This is a genomic window from Ferruginibacter sp. SUN106, from assembly GCF_050611765.1.
Taxonomy (GTDB): domain Bacteria; phylum Bacteroidota; class Bacteroidia; order Chitinophagales; family Chitinophagaceae; genus Ferruginibacter.
This window is the reverse complement of record NZ_JBODJC010000001.1, coordinates 1,207,812-1,229,229: the sequence shown is the minus strand read 5'-3', so window position 1 is coordinate 1,229,229 and position 21,418 is coordinate 1,207,812. Positions and strand designations below refer to the sequence as shown.

The window sequence follows — 21,418 nt, the reverse complement described above, 5'->3', positions numbered from 1 at the left end:
CCGAAGTGGGAGGATCTGTTAAGATGCCTTTTTCAACGGAGTGAGCCACCCTTTATGGGGTGACTCACTCTTGAAAAGCCTGCTTCTTTATTCTGCCCAACTCATTACATAATCCCCGTTCTCAATTTCCAATGCTTGTTTGGTAAGTTGTAATGGGCGGAAAGTATCTACCATCACGGCCAGTTCTTTAGTTTCTTTTGCACCAATACTTTTTGCAACAGCACCCGGGTGTGGCCCATGCGGAATGCCTGCAGGGTGCAATGTGATCATTCCCCTGGTTACATTCTTGCGACTCATAAAATCGCCATCCACATAATACAATACTTCATCGCTATCGATATTGCTATGGTTATATGGCGCAGGAATTGCATCCGGATGATAATCATATAATCTGGGTACAAATGAACACACCACAAATGCATTCGTTTCAAACGTCTGGTGCACCGGTGGCGGCTGATGCACACGGCCGGTTATCGGTTCAAAATCACGAATAGAAAAAATGTACGGATAGCAACAGCCATCCCATCCTACTACATCAAACGGATGTGTACCGTAATGCAGGCCATACAACATGCCCTTCTTTTTCGCTTTGATAAGGAAGTCACCTTTTTCGTCAATAGTTTTTAAATTTTGCGGCGTACGGATATCTCTTTCGCAGAAAGGTGCATGCTCCATCAGTTGCCCGTATTTACTCATGTAGCGTTTGGGAAAACGCAGCGGCGTGAATGATTCTACGATGAACAAGCGGTTGCTTTCTGTTGCAAATTCTATCTGGTAAATGGTCCCTCTTGGCAAAACAATATAATCGCCGTAACCAAAAGGCAATTCTCCGTATTGTGTATGCACTGTACCGCTGCCTTCATGCACAAAGATCATTTCATCAGCATCGGTGTTCTTGTAAAAATAACTGCCCGTGCCTTTTACTGGCGCTGCTAAAACAATATGGCAATCGCTGTTGACCAAAATGGGAATGCGGCTTTGTAAAAAATCTCCGCCCGGTTTTATATTAAAGCCTTCGAAGCAACGGTGCTGCAGCATTTTTTCTTCCGCTACCTGCGGACTTACATCAACCTGCGGTTCTGTTTTAATAATTTGTGTGGGCGGATGGCAATGGTACAGTAGTGAATAATCATCGCTGAAACCTTCGGTGCTGAATAATTGTTCGCTGTATAATCCACCATCGGGTTTACGAAACTGTGTATGGCGTTTGTGAGGAATTTTTCCTAAAGTATAATAGTGAGACATCTTTTTAATGGATAATTAATAAATGAATAATGTATAATTCTTTTGAATCAACCATTATTACCAGACACAAAGTTCCAATGAGGCAAGTAAAAAAATATACTTCCAGTTGCGCTTGTCAATATAATATGTGAAATTGCGGAAGAATGGCATGAGCTGAAATCGTACATAAAGTTAATGAATCAAAATCTTAAATCAACAATAACCTTATTGCCTTGCGCCGGGCTTATTTATATTGAAAATAAAAAACTGTTGCTGGCTTACAGCAGCAAAAAGCAATGTTTTTATTTACCCGGTGGAAAGATTGATGGCGGAGAAACGGCTGCTGGCGCTTTATGCCGTGAAGTTTTTGAAGAAATGAATGTACATATCAGCGAAACTGATGTGCAATTTTATACGCATATTTCTGCACCAGCTTATGGAGAAGCTAAAGGGATTATAATGGAACAGGATTGTTTTGTACTGCACAAAAAAATCAACCCCACTGCATCCGCAGAAGTGGCAGTGCTGCAATATTTTTCTGTGGCGGATTATTCAAATGAAATACACCAGGCTCCGGGAGCGGTGTTAGTTTTACAACAATTACAAAAAAACGGATTGATCGATTAAATTATGACCCGTATTGGATTAATATCAGACACTCATGGATTTTTAGACAATGCCGTTTTTGAGCATTTTGAAAACTGCGATGAAGTGTGGCATGCCGGGGATTTTGGCGAAGGGGTTGCTCATGGTCTGACGTCCCGTCTGACCATGCCGCAACACGGTCAGACGGGACGTAAGACCGTGTTGCGGGGCGTTTATGGCAATATCGACGGACAAGACATCAGAAGTATTTATCCCGAGCAATTGGTTTTTATGTGCGAAGAAGTAAAAGTAATGATGCGGCATATTGGAGGTTACCCGCCACGCTATAATCCGGAAACAAAAAAAGAAATTCTTATTCATCAACCCCAATTATTCATCAGCGGCCACAGTCATATTTTAAAAATTATGTACGATGATAAATTACAATGCCTGCACATGAACCCCGGCGCAGCAGGTAAACAGGGCTGGCATAAAGTAAGAACCCTGATCCGTTTTGTAATAGATGGAAGAGAGATGAAAGATTGCGAAGTGATTGAATTAGGGAAAAAGTAATTTAATAAACAACAACGATCATGCTTTTAAAAAACATTCCCGTCCTCCGCATTTTTGATGTGACCAAAGCCAAAGAATTTTATATCGATTGGCTGGGATTTGAAATTGGGTTTGAACACCAGTTTGAAGCCCATATGCCTTACTATATTGGCATTTGCAAAGATGGTATTGAATTACACCTGAGCGAACATCATGGCGATGCAACACCTGGCAGCAAGGTATTTATTACCTGCAACGAAATTGAAAAATTTCATGCAGAGCTCCTAAGCAAGCCTTACAAATATTACCGCCCAACTGTTGAAAAAACTTTTTATGGTTCGCTGTGTATTGATATGCATGATCCGTTTGGCAACAAACTTTCTTTTAATGAATACATTACCCCGTAGTTAAATTTTTTATTTTCCACCATTAGCATGCAGGTCTGCTTTGCAATTGGCATCTAAAAGAGGAATAGTTCCTGTAATTAAAAAACCCAGTACATCTGTAGTTTCAGAAGAGTAATACATTAAACAGCTGGTATTACTGCAATGGTTGCCATGTGCAGCATCTTTATGATTGGTTTGCATGGGAGAACCAATATCAACCAGTCCTAGAATATGCCCGGCTTCATGTTCAATTACTGTAGACTCTAATTTTGTTCTACTGGCCTGGCCAATAGAACCGGAATTATCATGCACTGTTTTTCCTAATATGCACATCGATGTATTCCTGTAAGCCAGGCCTAATACCGCACTTTCGGTATAGGTACCATCAGTATATAAAAAGTATACTCCCAGCTGGTTGCCCGATGTAAAAACAGTACGGTTATTTTTTTCTATCGTAGCAATATCAGTCAATGATAATACTACTTTATTAGCTGATGCAATTTGTGATTGTACCACCGTAATACCACCAGGTTTATTAATAAGGCTATTAAAAAATGCAGTAAGATTATTGATTGCAGCAGCATCAGGCGCAAAGCCCGGCATATACTGAATTTCAATTTTTACAGAAGTGTAATTGGCAGCACTTAATAAATCGTTTGCTGAGGCACCTACCTGCTTATCATTTGCGCTGTTGATAGCAGGCAAACCTGTTGAAGTGCTATCTTTTTTACTGCAGGAAAAATTATGTACTCCTATTATTGCCAGTAAAGAAATTACAACCAGTTTTTTCATAAGTTGGGTTTTAAAAGTATCTACGAAAACTATGCCACAAGGGTTTAAATCTTATTATTCCACCCAATCGGCTACAAAAATATTGGTATCATGCGTGCCGCCATTATTGCGGTTACTGCAGAACACTATTTTCTTTCCGTCGGGAGAAAACATGGCAAAGGCATCAAATATTTTTTCTGCTGTTATTTTTTCCAGGTTGGTTCCATCTTCGTTTATAGTAAACAAATTAAATGGATAGCCTCTTTTACTTTGATGATTGCTTGCAAAAATGATACGCTTACCATCATGCATATAGCTGGGTGCCCAGTTGGCATTACCAAAATTAGTTACCTGCTTTACATTACTACCATCTGCATTGGCCACAAATACTTCCATATTGGTAGGAGCTACTAAATTCTCCGCTAAAAAATCTTTATATTCTTTTACTTCTGCATCTGTTTTAGGACGACTTGCACGCCAGATAATTTTCTTTCCATTGGGGCTGAACCATGCGCCGCCATCATAGCCTAACGTATTGGTAATTCGTTTTTCTTTGCCCGTTTTGAGGTCCATAATATAAAGATCGATATCACCATCTTTATCGCTGGTGTAGATCATTTTATTTCCATCAGGCGACAAAGTAGCTTCGGCATCGTAACCTTTGCTGGTGGTTAATTGCTTTACAATTTTACCATTAAGGTCGGCCATAAAAATATCATAGCTATCGTATAATGGCCAGATGTATTTGTTACCGTATTTTTTTCTGTCGGGCACAGGCGGACAAGAATCTGCACCTAAATGAGTACTGGCATAAATGATATGTTTACCATCTTTAGTAAAGAAACCGCAGGTAGTTCTTCCTTTTCCAGAACTTACTTTTTTATACTCAAACTTTTCGCCGGGTTTGATCGGTATCTTACCTACAAACATCTCATCGCACATGATGCCTTCTTTTGGATTGGTACGTTGAAAAATAAGCCATTTGCCATCGTAACTGAAATATGCCTCTGCATTATCGCCGCCAAAAGTTAGTTGCTGCAGGTTTTTAAAATGCTTTTCGCCGGGAAAGAGAATGGTATCTTCAAAGTGAGACGTGAGTGATGAGGCGTGAGTGGTGAGTGGTGAATCGTGAGTTAGAGCCTTTGGACTAAATGAGCTCACTATAATGGTTACGGCGATTAATACTGTTACTGCAAAGACAAATCTTCTCATTGATTTAATTTTATGCGGCAAAGTTAAGGCTCTGCCCATTTTAATTGTCAGAAAAATGTAATGACGTTAACAAGTATCGGCTTAATTTTGCGCCAGCAAACATTTTATGAAGCATATACTCCCCGGCCTTCTCATTATTACTTTTTTTGCAGCCTGTAACAACGCTGCACCAGAACAACCCCTTACCAAGCAGGAAATACCCGTGCAGGAAAAAGAAATGAAGGAGGCTATTGCAAAATATCCCGATTCAATAGCGCTGAGAAACGCATTGATAGAATATTATTATGACAATAGTAATTATGATATGGCATTAAGTGAGATAAACAATGCAATACACAAAGACAGCAATAACGCTTCACTTTGGGATAAAAGAGGCCGACTTTACTTTGAAAACGGAGATACCGCTAATGCCATAAAATCTTACCAGACAGCAATCGACATCTTCCCTGATCCTCAATATATAATGTCGCTTGGATGGATATATGCACAAAGAAAAGACAGTAATGCTCTAGTGATGGCCAATGCTTTGCTTATTGGCAAAAATGCTCATTCGGAAAAAGAAGCTTTATTAATTAAAGGATTATACTTTAAAGCGAAAGGAGATAATCAAAAAGCTTTAAGTTTTTTTGATGCTTGTATCAACATGGATTATACCTATATGCTAGCCTATAGCGAAAAAGCCATTGTGTTATATAACATGGGAAAATATGAAGAAGCGCTTAAAGTACTGGACAGAGCCGTTACATTACAGAATAAGTTTGATGAAGGTTATTACTGGATGGGTCGCTGTTTTGAAAAACTCAACAGAACCAACGATGCTATTGAAAGTTACCGTTCAGCGATTTTATATAACCCTGATTACGACGAAGCAAAAGACGCCTTGAGTAAACTGGGTGTGAAATAGATGCAGCTTACCTAGTTTGCAAATTGGAGTGTTCTTGTATTATAGCTAACTTTGCCATTGCAGTTTATTATTAATTATTCATTATTAAATTATCCATTACCAAGATGGCCATCATCGCACCTTCTTTATTAGCCTCTAACTTTTTAAACTTAGAAGCCGAATGCAAAATGCTTAACGAAAGCCAGGCCGATTGGTTTCATTTGGATGTGATGGACGGACGTTTTGTGCCCAATATTAGTTTTGGACCAATGCTGATCGAATTTTTCAGAAAGGCAACTACCAAAGTTTGTGATGTGCATTTAATGATTGAAGAGCCGGAAAAATATGCTGAAGCTTTTAAAAAAGCCGGTGCCGATAATTTAACCATACATATTGAAGCCTGCAGAAACCTGCACCGCAATATTCAACAGATAAAAGAACTGGGTATGAAAGCAGGTGTGGCGGTTAACCCACACACACCTGTTGAAAGTTTAAAAGATATTTTAGCAGATATTGATATCGTTTGTTTAATGAGCGTAAACCCTGGCTTTGGCGGACAATCCTTCATTCCCTACACGCTTACCAAGATAAAAGAATTGCGTAAAATGATTGATGAAAGATCATTAAATGTGAAAATTGAAATTGATGGTGGCGTAACTCTTGCCAATGCAAAATCAATTCTTGATGCCGGAGCCGATGTGCTGGTTGCAGGTAATACTGTTTTTAAAGCAGCTGACCCTATTGCAACGATTGCACAACTAAAAGCTATTTAGCCGCCGCCAGGTTATCATAAATCTGCTGCACTACATCGCCATCTTTTTTTAACCAGTTGGTTTCGGTTTTATCCCATTTGTATTTTTTGCCAATTACATTTTCCAGCATTTCCTGCGCTTTATAAGCTTGCTCTTTATTATAAAAACAATTCACCCATTTATCCATCAGTTTATCTTTACCGGTAACAGTTATTGAACCATCGTACCAGTTAAAAACAGGAGGCAATCCTATAAATACTGCAGGTGAAGTAGTAGCTCTTGCTACTTTATCTTTCAATAATTTATTGTAGAAACTAACGCAATCCAAAAGCCTTTTCTTTATCGCTTCATCAGATTCTGCCTTTGAAGGTTTAATACGCCATTGATTATTGGTACCATAAAAAGGATCGTCAGTCAACACTTTCTGCACTTTGCCATCACCCCTGTATTCAATCTTCTTTTTATCGGCACCACCTGTCATCACCAGGTCTTTGCCGTCAAGCTTTTCAATAGTGTACTGTGCTTTACCGCCATCAGTGTAAGTAATGGTAACTACTTTGCCGGCGTTATCCAAAGTCCATTTACCAAAGCGAATTGCATCACGGGGATTTACCACTGCAGAGCCATCAGAAAAAAATGAAAAGCCCCTGTATGGCATTTCAAAAGCAGCACTGTTGCCGGAAAGTTCTGCTTCCTGGGCATCATCTTTATTCTCCCAGTTTTGAGCTAATAAAGTTTTAGCATCAGCTGAACTGCTGATATCTGTGAGTGAAGCTGCTAAAGCAGCCGTAGCTTCTTTTCCTTTTTCCTCTTTGCCTTTCTCTTTACCTGCTGCATCGGTAGCGCTATTATCGCCGCATCCTGTTGCAACCATTGCATAAATCCCAACTAAAAAAAGTATTCTCTTCATAAATGTATTTTTTTTCAAAAATATTAATAAGAACCTGTAATAAGCCAACAAAATGCTGAAGCAACGAATTTAACAAAAAAATAAAAGAATTGCCGCCTGCAACAAGTGATTCTGCATTAAAAACGGATTAAAACAAAGCGGCAACCCTTAGCAAAAAATATTTTATCTTCATTGTATGAGAGCATTTTTTGTATTGATATTATCACTGTTTTTTTTAACTGCCACTGCCCAAAAGAAAACGGCTTTCGTTTCCGGCAAAGTTGTGGATGAAAATGATAAACCCTTACCAAAAGTATCTGTGGTGATTTTGGGTAAATCAACCGGCACCCTTACCGACGACAGTGGCCGCTTTAAAATTAAAGTGCCTGCAGAAAAGGCCTTTGCGCTGGTATTTACTTTCTCTGGTTATAAAGAAACCCAAAAGAATTTTTACCTCAGCAACAACGAAGAAGAAACCACCACCATACCTATGGAAGTGGGTGGCAAAACTTTAGAAGCAATAACTGTTACCGATGATAACCAGCGCAAGGAAATGGGCCTTGCCAAGATCAACCCCAAAAATGCACTCACTTTACCCAGCACCATCGGTGGTGTGGAAGGGCTGATAAAAATATTGGTAGGCAGTAATAATGAACTCACTTCGCAATACAGTGTACGTGGTGGCAACTACGATGAAAATTTAATTTATATCAACGATTTCGAAATTTTTCGTCCTTACCTCGTCCGCAGCGGCCAGCAGGAAGGCTTAAGTTTTATCAATCCTGAAATGGCGAAGAATGTAAATTTTTACAATGGTGGTTTCCAGGCAAAATATGGTGATAAGATGAGTAGTGTGCTGGACATTCAATATAAAAAACCAAAAGCATTTGGCGGCACAGTGTATGTAAGTTTATTAGAACAGGGCTTGCATTTAGAAGGTGCTAACAAAAAAGGGAATGTCACATATTTATTCGGCGTTCGCAATAAAAGCAATAAAAATTTATTGAGCAGCCAGGAAACGGTAGGTTCTTACATTCCTTCTTCTGCCGACCTGCAAACTTTTATTACTTATAAAATAAGCGAAAAATTACAACTGGAATTATTAGGTAATTATTCTGTTACTAAGTTCACCTTGTTTCCGCAGTCGGCGCAAAAAACCACTTCTGTTTTTTCGCCCTTGTTTACTGCCAACCTCGGCCTTGATATTAATTTTGAAGGCAAAGAACAGGATGGCTACAAAACCAGTTTACTGGGATTAAGCATGCTCTACAATCCTAACAAAAAAGTAAAACTAAAGTGGATGCTTAGCCGCTTTGAAGATAAAGAGAATGAGAATTTTGATATTGCCGGTGCTTATCTTTTTGGCGACAGGGATTTTGATAACAGCAGCAGTACTTTCGGGCAGATCATTAATCCGTTGGGTGCAGGTTACTACCAAAACTATGGCAGAAATACTTTAGACATTGCGGTGTATAATGCCAGCCTTAAAGGCAGCATTGACAAAGGCAAACACTTTATCCAGTTTGGCAACAGTATTGAACAAACCAATATCAACGATAAATTAAGAGAATGGGAATACCAGGATAGTGCCGGTTATTCTTTACCCTACAATCCGGCCAACTTAAATTTGTTTAAGGTATTAAATTCTACTGCTGATCTGTCCATACAGAAATTCAGTGGTTATGTACAGGACAATATACGTTTGGGTAACAACAAAAAAGATATCAGTTTACAAGCCGGTATCCGTTACAATTACAATTCGCTAAATAAAGAATTTTTAGTAAGTCCCCGTATGCAACTGAGCTTTAAACCGCAATGGAAAAAAGATGTGTTGCTGAAATTTGCTGCCGGTGTTTACGATCAGCCGCCTTTTTACAGGGAACTGAGAAAATATAACGGTACCTTAAACACGAATGTAAAAGCACAAAAAAGTTACCAGGTAGTTGCGGGGATGGATTATAGTTTTAAAGGATCCGAGTCACGCCCTTTCCGCCTTACTACAGAAGCGTATTACAAAAGTATCACTGATGTGGATGTATATGATGTGGATAATGTAAAGATCCGCTACGCCGGCAATAACGATGCTAAAGCCTATGCCACAGGTGTGGAAGCAAGATTGTTTGGTGAACTAGTGAAAGATGCCGAAAGCTGGCTGAGCATTGGCTTTATGCGTACCAAAGAAAATTTAAACAACGATTATTATTACCAGTATAAAAATGCCGCCGGTGAAATCATCAACGCCAAAAGTACCGACCAGGTGCCGGTGGACAGTATTAAAAATGAAGTGGGCTGGGTGCGCCGACCTACCGATCGTTTGATAACTGTGGGTTTATACATGGAGGATTACCTGCCCACCAACAAAAATTTTAAAGTGCATTTAAACATGCTATACGGCAGCAACATGAGTTACAATATTCCTAATAGTGTGAAGTACCGCAATGCATTGATCATCGATCCGTACATCAGGATAGACATTGGTTTTAGTGCACAGTTGCTGAGTGAAAAAAGTAAACGCCGCAGCCACAGCCCTTTTAAAGATTTTGAAAATATCTGGGCCAGCTTTGAAGTGTTTAATTTAATTGACCGGCCTAATACGATCTCTTATCAGCTGATAAAAGATTTTGCGAATAATATTTACAGCATTCCTAACCGGTTAACACCAAGGTTGGTGAATTTTAAAATTGTGGCGAGGTTTTAAGAAACAGCAATCAATATACTACAGTGCATAACTACTATTGCCTATTAAATTTTAACCACCCTTAACTGCAATGAAACGGTTTTTGCTTATTATAACTTTAATTTTTTTTGTACACCTACTTACAGCGCAAAAAGTTGCTGTAAATGAATTTGCCGTAATCGACAAAAAAGCACTAGAACTCCCCGACTCTTCATCAGCAACCACCCAAAGTATTGCAAATTATATAACAGCCAACTTTAAAACAGACAAGGAAAAAAGCAGGGCCATTTTTATCTGGGTGGCTACCAGTATTCAATACGATATTGAAAATATGTTTGCCTTGAATTTTTATGAAAACACTAATGACAAAATAGATAAGGCATTAAAAAACAGGAAAGGTATCTGCGAAAATTATGCAGCTTTGTTCAATGATATTTGTCAAAAATCGGGAATAAAATCTTTTGTTGTAGAAGGATATACCAAACAAAATGGTTTTACCGATTATATACCACATGCCTGGTGCATAGCATTAATTGACAGCACCTGGTTTATGTTCGATCCAACCTGGGGTTCGGGTTATGTAAGCAATAGAAAATTTTTTAAGCAGATCAACAATGGGTATTACAAAGCCAATCCTGCGGTACTTATCAAATCGCACATGCCTTTTGATCCATTATGGCAATGTTTAAATTACCCTGTTACCAACCAGGAGTTTTACGAGGGGAATATTTTGCAAAATAAAGCGAAACCATTTTTCAATTTCAATGATTCAATAAGCCTTTATGAAAAACAAGAGCATATTGAACAATTAGTATCGGCAGCAGCAAGAATAGAAAAAAACGGGCTTAAAAATTCTTTGCTTTTTGACAGGTTGCAACACATTAAACTGGAGGTAGAAAATTACAGGCAAAATAAAGTGGTGGAATTGTACAATGTTGCTGCAGCAGATTATAATGAAAGCATAAATGCATTCAATGCATACAGCCAATATTTTAATAAGCAATTTACTCCGCTAAAGCCCGATGCTGAAATACAACAAATGCTGGATACGGTTGACACCAAACTTAAAGCGGCAAAAGAAAAATTAAGCCAGATCGTTAATCCCCGTGCAGATATCAATGCAGTGATGATACAACTTAACAAATCCATTGATGATGCCTCTATCCAATTAAAAGAACAGCAGCAATGGTTAGCTGAATATTTAAGTAAGAGTAAATCAAAACGTAAATCAATGTTTTATGAAAAGAAAATCACTTTATTTGGCAGGCCGTTGAACTAGGAATTCTTTACATGCTTTAAGTTGACTTTTGTAAAAAAAATATTAAGAATAAAAGATTATTTACGTAGCAGATTATCGAAAACTATTTATCGCTCCGGTATCAACAGGTAGCTATGAATTAGGTAACTGTGTAAATTTTTAATTGGTGGAATAGTTGATAATTCAGTTGGTTACTGTTTGTAAAAGATAAGGACGATTTACCTGAAATGAGCGCAGATGGAATAATCATGATCAGGGAAATTGAAATGGATGGTACATTTATAAGACAAAACAAGTAATAATGAAATTAAATTTAAGAATATTTTATTCGCTCTTTTTCTTCTCTACAATAAACATTTGCAATGCCCAAACAAAAATTGCCGGCAAAGCAGATTTTGCTGATGCCAAACATTACAAAACAGACTCGGTTTTCAAAAATGTAATGATTGACACCAACATATTCAACATTCGGGTTGCTAGAAAATCTGATGCAGATGAAAGCACTAAAAAAGAGCTTGCTTTATCGATAACTACTGCTGATAAAAATAAAGTACTATTGCAACAATACTTTGACCAGAACGAATACCGGCTTTTTAAGATCAACAACGATAAGCTTAATAGTACCGGCAAGCTTTTTTTAGAAGTCATTTTCAATGGCGGTGGTTCTGGTTATAATGGCAGCTGTTTTGAAATTGCCAGCAGAAATGATACTGTTAAACTTGTACCGGTGTATAATTTTGATGAATTGTCCTTACTCTATTTCAGCAGTGACAACGAGATCATTAAACTGGAAGGCATCTGGAATTTTAAAGAAGATGAATCACATTTTTCTGAGCATAGGTATAGCGTTACAAAAATTAATTTTACCAATGCTACATTTAAGTCCACAGGTTTAGGCAACACTAAATTTAAATACGAAATGGCAGATGGTGAGCATGCTTTAAAAAAATTATTGCTGCTGATGAAAAAGAAAGAGCCATTGCTTTTAAAAACATTAGAATTAAAATAACCTGGATAATAACAGATCAAATACAACAACTTGAAACCTTCAAAACTCAGGACTTTATTAATTGGCTTAAGTGCAGGAGTAGTGTATGCTTTTCTTGCAATGCTGCTTGTAACGTCAAGTCATAAAAATGTTTCTGTAGGCTATATCTTTATTTTACCTGTAGTTCTTGGTGCCATCCCGGTTTTATTTTCTACCAAAGAACAACTGCAATCCTACAAAACTTATTTATTGTTACCCTGGGGCATTGTAATTACTTTTTTCTTTTTATGTTTTATCAGTGGTTTTGAAGGAATGATCTGCCTGGTAATTATTGTAGGGCCATTTTTATTACTGGGCACATTGGGTGCATTTATTTTCAGGCTTATCAAGTTAAAGAATGAAGGTAAAGGCACCAAACTTTATACCGTGTTACTATTGCCTTTCCTGGTACTAGCCATTGAAACAAACCTTCAACCTTCTGACCAGTTTCACACGGTAAAAACAAGTATAGAAATTAATGCAGGTAAAACTGTTGTCTGGCAAAATGTAAAAAATGTAAGAGCCATTAAGTCTTCAGAAATAACGCCACACTTTATTCATTTCATTGGCATTCCCAAACCACTAAACGGACAACTTGATAAAGAAGGAATTGGCGGCATAAGAAGTATCACCTGGGAAAAAGGAATACGCTTTGAAGAGAAAATTAAAAGCTGGGATGAAGGGAATAGTTTTTCTTATGATATCAATGTTGACCCAAAATCTATTCCGCCAACAACACTTGATGAACACGTAATGATTGGAGGAAAATATTTTGGTGTTACAGAAGGCAGTTACCAGGTTGAAAAGATAAGTGAGGCGAAAAGCAAAGTAACTTTAACCTGTACATACAGGGTTACTACAAATTTAAATGGATACAGTAAGTGGTGGGCAAACTTTATACTTGATGACTTTAACACCATGATCTTAGAAGTAATTAAAAAGAGATGCGAAGCAAATCCGTAAACAAAATATTTTGCTTGTTGCTACATACAAAACAGTTTCGGTCGCTTCAGATCATTGCAATCTATTTTCAATCTCCGCATACCAAACCCATTTTCTTTTCGTTATTTAATTAACATTCTGTTGATAAGTTATTTTGCAATGTATTAATTGTTATTCGTTAAATTTGAAAAGCAAGTTTAGAAGTACCAACACAATATTTAATTGTAAACTAAGTGCTGCTATGTTTGGTTGGTTTTTCACAACAACAGAAACAGTGCGTAAAACTGAAAACCTTTGACAGAGACGATCATTAACCTCGAAACCGTTAACCCCATTGAATTCTTTGGCGTAAACAACGGAAAGTTAGACATCTTAAAAAAGAAGTTTCCCCTTGTAAAAATTCTCAGCCGTGGTACACAAATTAAATTGAGCGGCGCTCCCGAACAAATTGAAGGCGCAAGAGAAAAAATTGATCTCATCTTGCAATACCTTGAACGTAACGGCCACATGAGCGCCAATTATTTTGAACAGATACTGGGCGGCGATGATGAAAAAGTGATTGACAATTTTATGGACCGCAATCCTAATGATGTATTGGTATTTGGCCCCAATGGTAAAACTGTAAGGGCACGTACCAGCAATCAGAAACGGATGGTGGAAGCCTGCGACAAGAATGATATTCTTTTTGCAATCGGGCCCGCAGGTACCGGTAAAACGTATACTGCTGTAGCATTAGCAGTAAGGGCATTAAAAAATAAATTGGTTAAGAAGATCATCTTAACAAGGCCTGCTGTTGAAGCTGGCGAAAGCCTTGGCTTTTTGCCTGGTGATCTGAAAGAAAAGATCGATCCATACTTAAGGCCTTTGTATGATGCGTTAGATGACATGATACCTGCCGACAAGTTAGGTTATTACATGACAACACGTACCATCGAGATAGCCCCGCTGGCGTATATGAGGGGTCGTACTTTAGATAATGCATTCATCATCCTGGATGAAGCACAGAATACGAACGACCTGCAGATAAAAATGTTCCTAACCCGTATCGGGCCAAATGCAAAAGCTATTATCACCGGCGATCCTACACAGATAGATCTGCCTAAAAACCAACAGAGCGGTTTGTTTAAAGCCACCCGTATCTTAAAAAATATCGAGGGCATTGCACATATCGAACTGGATGAAGAAGATGTGGTAAGGCACCGCCTGGTAAAATCTATCATCAAAGCTTACAATAAAGATGATGGTAAAGTAGATGAACCAAAAAAGAGTTTGTAGTTTTGGCTGAATGACTCTTGTAAAAAATACTAACCTTTCGGATATAATGAGGTGGCTGATGAGCTGCCTCATTTTTTTATGCTGCTCCTGCGGAAATACCAGCAACTATAAAAATTATGTTGTTAGCAAATCGGATTCTTTAAAAGAAGTAAAGCGGATTGAAAGGGCATTTATAAAAATTGATTCTGCCAGGCCTTTAATTAAAACCGGCGACCTGGTGGTAAGAACCGGTAGTGATTTTACCAGCGAAAGTTTACGCAGCCTTAATCAAAGAGATAAAACCTATTCGCATTGCGGTATTGCAAGCATTGAAAACGATACGGTATTTGTTTATCATGCACTAGGCGGCGAATGGAACCCCGATCAGAAAATACGCAGGGATGTATTTGACAATTTTGCAGAACCATACAGTAACAGGGGCATTGGTATTTACAGGTATTCGCTTGCCCCTGATGATATTAAAAACCTGGTTGAATCGGTACATCAGCTTTACCGGTTAGGCGTTATGTTTGATATGAAATTTGATCTGCAAACCAGCGACCGTATGTATTGCGCCGAATTTGTGTATAAATCTTACCTGTTGGGTTGCAATGGTAAATTACAGTTTACCACCAGCCATATTGGCAAATTTGAGTTTATTGGCGTGGATGATCTCTTTCTGCAACCACTGTGCAAAGAACAAAAAAAGATTTTATACCAATAATACTTTGAAACATGGAAAATAAAACTAATTTTGAAACCTAAATAAACTAAAAATACTTTTTATGAAAAAAATGTTATTAGCTGTTGCAGTAACTACATCTTTACTCTTTGTTAGTTGTAATTCTGGCGGTGGCGACCCCAAAACTGTTTTAATGTCTTTTTTTGAAGCGTTAAGCAAAAAAGATTTTACCGCTGCCAAAAAATTAGCCACTAAGGATAGTGAAGCTATGTTCAGCATGATTGAAATGGGCATGCAAATGAACAAAGACAATAAGGACATGGATAAGTACGACAAAGAGAAGATGGAATTTGGAGAAACCAAAATTGAAGGCGACAAAGCTACAGTTGCAGTTAAGGATAAATCCAGTGGCGAAACCACTAATTTTATTTTAAAGAAAGAAAGCGGCAACTGGAAAGTAGCATTTGATAAAGCATCATTAATGCAGATGGGTACCGACAAAATGAAAGAAAAAGGCATGAACACTAACGACATGATTGATTCTGCACAAAATGGTTTGGAAAAATTAAAAGAAATGAACCCGGATTCTTTAGCTAATAAGATGAAAGAAGGAATGGATAAATTGAAAGAGATCCAGGAAAAAAATCCTGAAGCTATGAAGCAAATGCAGGAAGCGGTGAAAAAAATGCAGGAAGCACAAAAACAACAGTAATACAAAAAATTGATAGTATTAAAAGCATCTCCAAAATGGAGGTGCTTTTTTATTTGCCTTAACCGAAAGATGTTTAACTTTAATTATGATTAAGACAATATTTTATTCATTTGTACTGGCAGTTGCTTTATTCGCCTGTACCCCTGCCGCTAAAAAAGAGCCGGTTACAGATACCGAAGTGGCCACTACTTTTATAAGGGCCGTATTGGATAATGATTTTACCACGGCAGAAAAATACCTGCTTAAAGATGAATCTAACCAACAGTATTTTGAAAGTTTTAAACACCAGTATCAAACTAAAGATAATGCAGAGCTGGAAAAATATAAAGCAGCAGATATCATCATCAATGAAATTAAGCCTGAAAGCGATTCCATACACCTTGTAGATTATACCAACACCTACAAAAAAGAAGCTAAGAATAATTTAAAACTGGTATGGGCTGGTGGCAAATGGCTGATTGATTTCAAATATACTTTTGCAGAAAAACAGTGATCAGTAATGCTTAAAAATTTTCTTTTAGTAGGATTGGGTGGTGCGTTGGGTTCTATGCTGCGTTATGCTACCTCATTGCTGATCAGCTTTAAATCTTTTCCGTTTGCAACACTCACCATAAACATTGCCGGCAGTTTTATTATTGGCTTGGTGCTGGCCTTTAGTTTAAAAGACGAAGCATTTTTAAACAACTGGAAATTATTTTTAGCCACAGGCCTTTGTGGTGGCTTTACCACATTCTCTGCATTTTCCGCCGAAAATGTAGTACTCTTACAAAACGAAAAATATTTACTGGCTTTACTTTATATTGTAATCAGCATTATCGCAGGCATTGCGGCAGCATGGCTTGGTTTCAGTTTAGTAACAAATAACAAATAGCAGTATTAAAATCCGAAATCTAAAATCATAAATCTAAAATAAACATGTACGTACTTCACCCCTGGCATGGCGCTCATTACGGAGACAAATCTCCTCATATCGTAAACGGCCTTATCGAAATTTCGCAAGGCAGCAAGGCCAAATATGAAATTGATAAAAAAACAGGCTTACTGATTCTTGACCGTATCATTTACTCTTCCTTCCACTACCCTATCAACTATGGTTTTATTCCGCAAACATTAGGGCATGATGGTGATCCATTGGATATACTGGTAATGTGCAGTGAAAGTATTCAACCGCTTTGTTTGGTAGAAGCTACTGTTATTGGCAATATGCAGATGATTGATAATGGCGAAAAAGATGATAAGATCATTGCTGTAGCTACGCACGACCCTGCAGTAAATTATATCACTGATGTGGATGAATTACCTAAACACTTTACCGCAGTATTAAAAAATTATTTTGAGAATTATAAAGTACTCGAAAATAAAATAGTGGAGATTGATGAATTTCAGCATAAAGATGCTGCCTATAAGATCATTAATGAAGCTATCGATTATTACAAAGAAAAATATCCTAAATGACCCTAAAAAAAAATAACATGGAGATGCAAACTATTCTCATCATTATACTGATCGGGATTGCGGCCGGCACACTAAGTGGATTGGTTGGAGTAGGTGGTGGTATCATTATTGTTCCGGCACTGGTGTATTTTATTGGCTTTAGCCAGAAAGCAGCGCAAGGCACTTCGTTAGGCGTATTACTTTTGCCCGTGGGTATTTTAGGCGTTTTGCAATATTATAAACAAGGCCATATCGATATGAAAGTAGTGGGTTATCTTTCTATTGGTTTTATTGTGGGCGGATTATTAGGTAGTAAGATTGCATTGAACATTTCGCAGGAAACATCTAAAAAAATATTTGCTATCCTGATGATAGTTATAGCTATCAAAATGCTTTTTTTGGATAAGCCTAAAAAAGCAGAGAGTAGCACCACTGTACAAAATACAGAGCAAACAAAAACAATTAAGAACGACGGCTGACCTGCCAATCGGCAGGCAGGTCAAAAATATCTTTTGATGATCCTTAAGTGATGTGTCCGTTCTCCTGTGGAGGTATTTACAATGCCTTCATTATCTATTTTATCAATACGCACTTTAGTTGAAGCATGTATGATCTCATGTTCATTTAATAGAATGCCTACATGAACGATCTGCCCCTCCTCATCATCAAAAAAAGCAAGGTCGCCGCAACGGACCTCCTGTAAAAATCCAACTGCTTCTCCCTGTGTTGCCTGCAGGTGGGCATCACGTAACAAAGGGATATTTAAAAACTTATACACGGCCTGCGCAAAACCGCTGCAGTCAATACCAAAAACAGAACGGCCACCCCATAAGTAAGCTGTACTCAAAAATTTAAACGCAATTTGCCGGATGAATATTTCGTCAGTTTGTGCAGTTGCCGGATCAAATGTTCTACCTGAAAATTTTATGTCTTTCTCTTTTACTGATAACAAACTTCCCAAAGGAATAAACATGGCTTTATCATCGTAGCCGATCTCGTTTAACCAATCTGCTGCTAAAACAATAGCACTATCCTCATATTGTACTGCATCAATTTCCCTGAGTTGCCCCGGCTGGCACCAGCCATCATAACCATCTGCTTTGCAGGTAATTTTTATCCATCCTTTGATATCACTGTTATCTACAGTTACTTTTTCGCCAAACAGTAACTGGCTTTTCATTTCACTACGGTGATCGGGCATCATGCGTACATGAGCCACAGGCACACAACAAATGGCATACATCATAAAAACAATTTTGCTTCAATCTAAATTATGGAAATTATACTATGTTTACATCTTATTACTACTATAACTTACTGTAAAAGTTTTGAGCCCGGCCAAATACCAACATATTGACGACAACGAACTGTTGCAACGGTTTTATACCGACCACGATAATGAGTGGCTGGGTATATTGTTGCAGCGCTATACTATGCTGCTACTGGGTGTATGCATGAAATATTTAAAAAATGAAGAAGAAGCGAAAGACAGTGTGCAACAGGTTTTTTTAAAAGCTATCAATGAACTGCACAAGTATAAAGTGGAGTATTTTAAGAGCTGGATATATATGGTGGCTAAAAACCATTGCCTGATGAAACTGAGGGACAAAGGAAAATATACAGCCGAAATAAATGACCAATTAATGGCTACGCCGGATGAAACAACGGATAAAAATAATTATATTGAAAAAGACAAGGCCCTTACCAATATGGCAGAAGCGCTGTTGCAACTGAACAAAGAGCAGCAACTATGCATAACTTTGTTTTATCTTGAGAAGAAAAGTTACCAGGAAATTACCGACCAGACTCAATATTCGTTAATGCAGGTAAAAAGCCATATTCAAAACGGGAAACGGAATTTAAAATTATTGATGGAAAGAAAGCGTGAAGCGTGAGACTGTAAATGGTGAAAAATAAATAAATGAAAGCGATTTTATAATAAATGAGCGATGATCTGAAAAACATATTGAACAACAGTAATAAAGATATTGATAATCAAAAGCTGATGGATTATCTCAGTCAGCAGTTATCAAAACAGGATACGCATGAGTTGGAAAAAATGATGGCCGAAGATGATTTTATTAATGATGCTGTTGAAGGATTAGCTGAATTTGACAATGTAAAAAAGCTGCCGCTTTCTGTGGAGCAATTAAACAGGGAATTACAGAAGCAAATTGCTAAAAAGAAAGACCGCAGGGAAAAACGTAAAATAAAAGATCAGCCCTGGGTCTATTTTACTATTATACTTTTATTGATACTAACTATTGTTTGTTATGTGATAATAAAAAAGAGAATGGATCACCAACGCCTTCCTCAAAAACCTGCCAGTACGCAGCAACTAAAAACAGAGTAAGAGATACCCAATACATTATCCCTTATGTAAAGGAACGTGAATAGCTACCAATGTGCCTTTACCCGGTGCCGAGTCAAAATCAACCGTTCCTTTAAGGTATTCAATTCTTGTTCTGATATTTTTTAAACCAATCCCTTCCGATTTTGAATTGGCTGCATCTGCAAAGCCTTTGCCATTATCTTCAATAGTTGCAGCAATACCATCTGCATCTTTAATTAAAGAAATATCCAGTTCGTTGGCGCCACTATGTTTAATTACATTGTTTACACATTCCTGTATCACACGGTACAAAACGGTTTCTACATTACTATCCAGGCGCTCATTCAATCCTTCACTATACAGGTTTACTTTTAATACCCTGCTGTCAATCTTATCAATAAATTCTTTTACAGCGCTGCTGAGCCCGCTTTTTAATAGCGCATTCGGCATCATATTATGGCTTACATTTCTCACTTCTTTACAGCTTTCATCCACAAGGTTTACAATTTTCTCAAAAGCAATTTTATCTTCTGCACTATTAAAATCAAGCCGGCTTTCAATGCTGGATAAATTCATTTTTGCAGCACTCATGGTTTGGCCAATGCCGTCGTGCAGGTCGCTGGCAATTCTTTTGCGTTCATTCTCTTCTGCCTGTATGATGGCCTTGGTAGCCAGGTCCTGCTGGTGCATTATTTCTGCCTGCAATTTTTTGGCTTGCTTTAATTTACTACTGCGATAAAAAGAAAAACCCAGCAATACCGTTAGCAACAATAAACCTATACCTCCGGCAATCCAGTAATTCTTTTTAGTAATTTCAAATTGTTGTTGCTGAATAGTATGTTCTTTTTTTTCCGTTTCATATTTTTCCTGCAGTTCATTGATCTGCTTGGCAGATGTAATATTTAAAATGGAATCTTTTACCGCACCCTGTAATTTTAAAAACTGTATAGCTTCAGGATAGCTGCCTTTTTTTTGATAGATGCCTGCCAATTGCCCATAGCAAAACAGTAATTGTTCCTTAAGTTTTTCCGGTTTGGATAATTCAATGCATTTATTATAAGTTTCGATTGCTTCAGTAATCTTGTTCTGATTCTCGTAAGCTTCAGCAATATTTGCATAACTCATACTAAGCACCCGTACATCTTTTAATTTTTCTCCAATATCTTTTGCCTTAAAATAATAGATCAATGCACTGTCAATATTGCCCGATAAAAATTTATAAGCACCGGCATTACTGTATCCTAATGCGGCATCATTCATTTTATTTTCCTCTTCAAGTAATGCCACAGCTTCAACCTGGCTGGTAAATGCTTTTTTAAAATCACCTTTGGAAGAATAATAAATACTGATATTTTGTTTTACCAAAGCCTCCCCGTCTTTAAAATTATTTTCTGTAGCAATTGCCAGCGCCTCATTCAGGTATTGAAATTGAAGATCTGATTTTCTTAAATTGCCGTACACTTCCCCAATATTATTTTTGGTGAACATTACTCCCCTTTTGTTATCTAACGCTTCCCATATTTTCAATGCATCAAAATAATATTGCAGCGATCCGGAATAACTTCCCTTCACAGATTCCATGGCACCAAGATTGTTCAGGCTTCTTGCTTCGCCAGCTTTAAAATTTATTTTTTTAGATTGGTCAAGTGCCAGCTGAGAAAACCGGGCACATTTTTCCGGCTGTTCATTTTTATGCTTAAAACAATAATTGATCAGCTGGTTTATGCCCATTGTATCTGAAACGGTTTCGGCATAAATATCAATACTATCCTTTGTTTGTGCAAAGGGCTGCTGCAGAAAAACGATGGCAGTAATAATAAAGCAACAGATTTTTTTCATTTACAGA

General features: G+C 37.6%; 24 protein-coding genes. 18 read left to right on the top strand and 6 right to left on the bottom strand.

Translation table 11 applies throughout. From position 1 onward, the window contains the following. Window positions 1–87: 87 nt before the first annotated feature. Window positions 88–1,245, bottom strand: coding sequence for a homogentisate 1,2-dioxygenase (locus ACQ334_RS05015; protein ID WP_430987073.1), 1,158 nt, complete (start codon window positions 1,243–1,245; stop codon window positions 88–90). 174 nt (window positions 1,246–1,419) lie between these two features. Between ACQ334_RS05015 and ACQ334_RS05010 the strand changes: the two genes are divergently transcribed. The 3 genes from ACQ334_RS05010 to ACQ334_RS05000 are packed head-to-tail and all read left to right on the top strand — an operon-like array spanning window position 1,420 to window position 2,768. Further along, the gene (locus ACQ334_RS05010) at window positions 1,420–1,851 is read left to right on the top strand and encodes an NUDIX hydrolase (protein WP_430987072.1); all 432 of its coding nucleotides are present in this window, start codon (window positions 1,420–1,422) and stop codon (window positions 1,849–1,851) included. A gap of 3 nt (window positions 1,852–1,854) precedes the next feature. Further along, complete coding sequence (locus tag ACQ334_RS05005) at window positions 1,855–2,382, top strand: metallophosphoesterase family protein (protein WP_430987071.1); 528 nt, start codon at window positions 1,855–1,857, stop codon at window positions 2,380–2,382. Window positions 2,383–2,402: 20 nt separating this feature from the next. Further along, on the top strand, window positions 2,403–2,768 hold the full coding sequence (locus ACQ334_RS05000; RefSeq protein ID WP_430987070.1) for a glyoxalase superfamily protein: 366 nt from the start codon (window positions 2,403–2,405) through the stop codon (window positions 2,766–2,768). A gap of 9 nt (window positions 2,769–2,777) precedes the next feature. Here ACQ334_RS05000 and ACQ334_RS04995 read toward each other — a convergent pair whose 3' ends face one another. Then, complete coding sequence (locus tag ACQ334_RS04995) at window positions 2,778–3,539, bottom strand: M12 family metallo-peptidase (protein ID WP_430987069.1); 762 nt, start codon at window positions 3,537–3,539, stop codon at window positions 2,778–2,780. A gap of 54 nt (window positions 3,540–3,593) precedes the next feature. Further along, complete coding sequence (locus ACQ334_RS04990) at window positions 3,594–4,730, bottom strand: TolB family protein (protein WP_430987068.1); 1,137 nt, start codon at window positions 4,728–4,730, stop codon at window positions 3,594–3,596. 106 nt (window positions 4,731–4,836) lie between these two features. Here ACQ334_RS04990 and ACQ334_RS04985 point away from each other — a divergent pair, with 106 nt between their 5' ends. Next, on the top strand, window positions 4,837–5,634 hold the full coding sequence (locus tag ACQ334_RS04985) for a tetratricopeptide repeat protein (RefSeq protein ID WP_430987067.1): 798 nt from the start codon (window positions 4,837–4,839) through the stop codon (window positions 5,632–5,634). Between the two features lie 104 nt (window positions 5,635–5,738). Further along, the gene (gene rpe / locus ACQ334_RS04980; RefSeq protein WP_430987066.1) at window positions 5,739–6,386 is read left to right on the top strand and encodes a ribulose-phosphate 3-epimerase; all 648 of its coding nucleotides are present in this window, start codon (window positions 5,739–5,741) and stop codon (window positions 6,384–6,386) included. Here the strand turns inward: rpe and ACQ334_RS04975 are convergent. Then, on the bottom strand, window positions 6,379–7,275 hold the full coding sequence (locus ACQ334_RS04975) for a hypothetical protein (protein WP_430987065.1): 897 nt from the start codon (window positions 7,273–7,275) through the stop codon (window positions 6,379–6,381). The genes rpe and ACQ334_RS04975 overlap by 8 nt on opposite strands. Before the next feature lie 175 nt (window positions 7,276–7,450). Between ACQ334_RS04975 and ACQ334_RS04970 the strand changes: the two genes are divergently transcribed. From ACQ334_RS04970 to ACQ334_RS04920, 11 genes are all read left to right on the top strand, one after another. Beyond that, entirely contained in the window at window positions 7,451–9,952 is a 2,502-nt protein-coding gene (locus tag ACQ334_RS04970; RefSeq protein ID WP_430987064.1) for a TonB-dependent receptor, read from the top strand. Between the two features lie 70 nt (window positions 9,953–10,022). Continuing rightward, on the top strand, window positions 10,023–11,210 hold the full coding sequence (locus ACQ334_RS04965) for a transglutaminase domain-containing protein (RefSeq protein WP_430987063.1): 1,188 nt from the start codon (window positions 10,023–10,025) through the stop codon (window positions 11,208–11,210). A gap of 280 nt (window positions 11,211–11,490) precedes the next feature. Continuing rightward, window positions 11,491–12,198, top strand: a complete 708-nt coding sequence (locus tag ACQ334_RS04960) for a hypothetical protein (RefSeq protein WP_430987062.1) — start codon at window positions 11,491–11,493, stop codon at window positions 12,196–12,198. Between the two features lie 30 nt (window positions 12,199–12,228). Beyond that, window positions 12,229–13,179, top strand: a complete 951-nt coding sequence (locus ACQ334_RS04955; RefSeq protein WP_430987061.1) for a hypothetical protein — start codon at window positions 12,229–12,231, stop codon at window positions 13,177–13,179. Window positions 13,180–13,452: 273 nt separating this feature from the next. After that, window positions 13,453–14,433: a PhoH family protein gene (locus tag ACQ334_RS04950; RefSeq protein ID WP_430987060.1), complete on the top strand. Its 981-nt coding sequence runs from the start codon at window positions 13,453–13,455 to the stop codon at window positions 14,431–14,433. 58 nt (window positions 14,434–14,491) lie between these two features. Further along, window positions 14,492–15,136, top strand: a complete 645-nt coding sequence (locus ACQ334_RS04945) for a YiiX/YebB-like N1pC/P60 family cysteine hydrolase (protein WP_430987059.1) — start codon at window positions 14,492–14,494, stop codon at window positions 15,134–15,136. A gap of 61 nt (window positions 15,137–15,197) precedes the next feature. Beyond that, window positions 15,198–15,806, top strand: a complete 609-nt coding sequence (locus ACQ334_RS04940) for a hypothetical protein (RefSeq protein WP_430987058.1) — start codon at window positions 15,198–15,200, stop codon at window positions 15,804–15,806. Window positions 15,807–15,891: 85 nt separating this feature from the next. Next, window positions 15,892–16,299 carry a hypothetical protein gene (locus ACQ334_RS04935; RefSeq protein ID WP_430987057.1) on the top strand — a complete coding sequence of 136 codons (408 nt, stop codon included), beginning with the start codon at window positions 15,892–15,894 and terminating at the stop codon, window positions 16,297–16,299. 6 nt (window positions 16,300–16,305) lie between these two features. Next, on the top strand, window positions 16,306–16,677 hold the full coding sequence (gene crcB / locus ACQ334_RS04930) for a fluoride efflux transporter CrcB (protein ID WP_430987056.1): 372 nt from the start codon (window positions 16,306–16,308) through the stop codon (window positions 16,675–16,677). A gap of 44 nt (window positions 16,678–16,721) precedes the next feature. Next, entirely contained in the window at window positions 16,722–17,261 is a 540-nt protein-coding gene (locus tag ACQ334_RS04925) for an inorganic diphosphatase (protein ID WP_430987055.1), read from the top strand. Beyond that, window positions 17,258–17,719 (top strand): sulfite exporter TauE/SafE family protein, encoded by a 462-nt coding sequence (locus ACQ334_RS04920; protein WP_430987054.1) that lies wholly within the window; start codon window positions 17,258–17,260, stop codon window positions 17,717–17,719. The genes ACQ334_RS04925 and ACQ334_RS04920 overlap by 4 nt, the downstream gene beginning before the upstream one ends. Window positions 17,720–17,739: 20 nt before the next feature. On the opposite strand, the gene ACQ334_RS04915 is transcribed toward ACQ334_RS04920, so the two are convergent. Continuing rightward, window positions 17,740–18,486, bottom strand: coding sequence for an NlpC/P60 family protein (locus ACQ334_RS04915; RefSeq protein WP_430987053.1), 747 nt, complete (start codon window positions 18,484–18,486; stop codon window positions 17,740–17,742). Window positions 18,487–18,568: 82 nt separating this feature from the next. On the opposite strand from ACQ334_RS04915, the gene ACQ334_RS04910 reads away from it, so the two are divergent. Then, window positions 18,569–19,135, top strand: a complete 567-nt coding sequence (locus tag ACQ334_RS04910; RefSeq protein ID WP_430987052.1) for an RNA polymerase sigma factor — start codon at window positions 18,569–18,571, stop codon at window positions 19,133–19,135. A gap of 47 nt (window positions 19,136–19,182) precedes the next feature. Further along, entirely contained in the window at window positions 19,183–19,593 is a 411-nt protein-coding gene (locus tag ACQ334_RS04905) for a hypothetical protein (protein WP_430987051.1), read from the top strand. Window positions 19,594–19,608: 15 nt separating this feature from the next. On the opposite strand, the gene ACQ334_RS04900 is transcribed toward ACQ334_RS04905, so the two are convergent. Next, window positions 19,609–21,411, bottom strand: a complete 1,803-nt coding sequence (locus ACQ334_RS04900) for a tetratricopeptide repeat-containing sensor histidine kinase (RefSeq protein ID WP_430987050.1) — start codon at window positions 21,409–21,411, stop codon at window positions 19,609–19,611. Window positions 21,412–21,418 lie beyond the last annotated feature (7 nt).

Bases quoted from the DNA above. Each gene is read 5' to 3' on its own strand.
- ACQ334_RS05015 (WP_430987073.1), bottom strand. From the start codon at position 1,245: ATGTCTCACTATTATACTTTAGGAAAAATTCCTCACAAACGCCATACA.
- ACQ334_RS05010 (WP_430987072.1), top strand. From the start codon at position 1,420: ATGAATCAAAATCTTAAATCAACAATAACCTTATTGCCTTGCGCCGGG.
- ACQ334_RS05005 (WP_430987071.1), top strand. From the start codon at position 1,855: ATGACCCGTATTGGATTAATATCAGACACTCATGGATTTTTAGACAAT.
- ACQ334_RS05000 (WP_430987070.1), top strand. From the start codon at position 2,403: ATGCTTTTAAAAAACATTCCCGTCCTCCGCATTTTTGATGTGACCAAA.
- ACQ334_RS04995 (WP_430987069.1), bottom strand. From the start codon at position 3,539: ATGAAAAAACTGGTTGTAATTTCTTTACTGGCAATAATAGGAGTACAT.
- ACQ334_RS04990 (WP_430987068.1), bottom strand. From the start codon at position 4,730: ATGAGAAGATTTGTCTTTGCAGTAACAGTATTAATCGCCGTAACCATT.
- ACQ334_RS04985 (WP_430987067.1), top strand. From the start codon at position 4,837: ATGAAGCATATACTCCCCGGCCTTCTCATTATTACTTTTTTTGCAGCC.
- rpe (WP_430987066.1), top strand. From the start codon at position 5,739: ATGGCCATCATCGCACCTTCTTTATTAGCCTCTAACTTTTTAAACTTA.
- ACQ334_RS04975 (WP_430987065.1), bottom strand. From the start codon at position 7,275: ATGAAGAGAATACTTTTTTTAGTTGGGATTTATGCAATGGTTGCAACA.
- ACQ334_RS04970 (WP_430987064.1), top strand. From the start codon at position 7,451: ATGAGAGCATTTTTTGTATTGATATTATCACTGTTTTTTTTAACTGCC.
- ACQ334_RS04965 (WP_430987063.1), top strand. From the start codon at position 10,023: ATGAAACGGTTTTTGCTTATTATAACTTTAATTTTTTTTGTACACCTA.
- ACQ334_RS04960 (WP_430987062.1), top strand. From the start codon at position 11,491: ATGAAATTAAATTTAAGAATATTTTATTCGCTCTTTTTCTTCTCTACA.
- ACQ334_RS04945 (WP_430987059.1), top strand. From the start codon at position 14,492: ATGAGCTGCCTCATTTTTTTATGCTGCTCCTGCGGAAATACCAGCAAC.
- ACQ334_RS04940 (WP_430987058.1), top strand. From the start codon at position 15,198: ATGAAAAAAATGTTATTAGCTGTTGCAGTAACTACATCTTTACTCTTT.
- ACQ334_RS04935 (WP_430987057.1), top strand. From the start codon at position 15,892: ATGATTAAGACAATATTTTATTCATTTGTACTGGCAGTTGCTTTATTC.
- crcB (WP_430987056.1), top strand. From the start codon at position 16,306: ATGCTTAAAAATTTTCTTTTAGTAGGATTGGGTGGTGCGTTGGGTTCT.
- ACQ334_RS04925 (WP_430987055.1), top strand. From the start codon at position 16,722: ATGTACGTACTTCACCCCTGGCATGGCGCTCATTACGGAGACAAATCT.
- ACQ334_RS04920 (WP_430987054.1), top strand. From the start codon at position 17,258: ATGACCCTAAAAAAAAATAACATGGAGATGCAAACTATTCTCATCATT.
- ACQ334_RS04915 (WP_430987053.1), bottom strand. From the start codon at position 18,486: ATGATGTATGCCATTTGTTGTGTGCCTGTGGCTCATGTACGCATGATG.
- ACQ334_RS04905 (WP_430987051.1), top strand. From the start codon at position 19,183: ATGAGCGATGATCTGAAAAACATATTGAACAACAGTAATAAAGATATT.
- ACQ334_RS04900 (WP_430987050.1), bottom strand. From the start codon at position 21,411: ATGAAAAAAATCTGTTGCTTTATTATTACTGCCATCGTTTTTCTGCAG.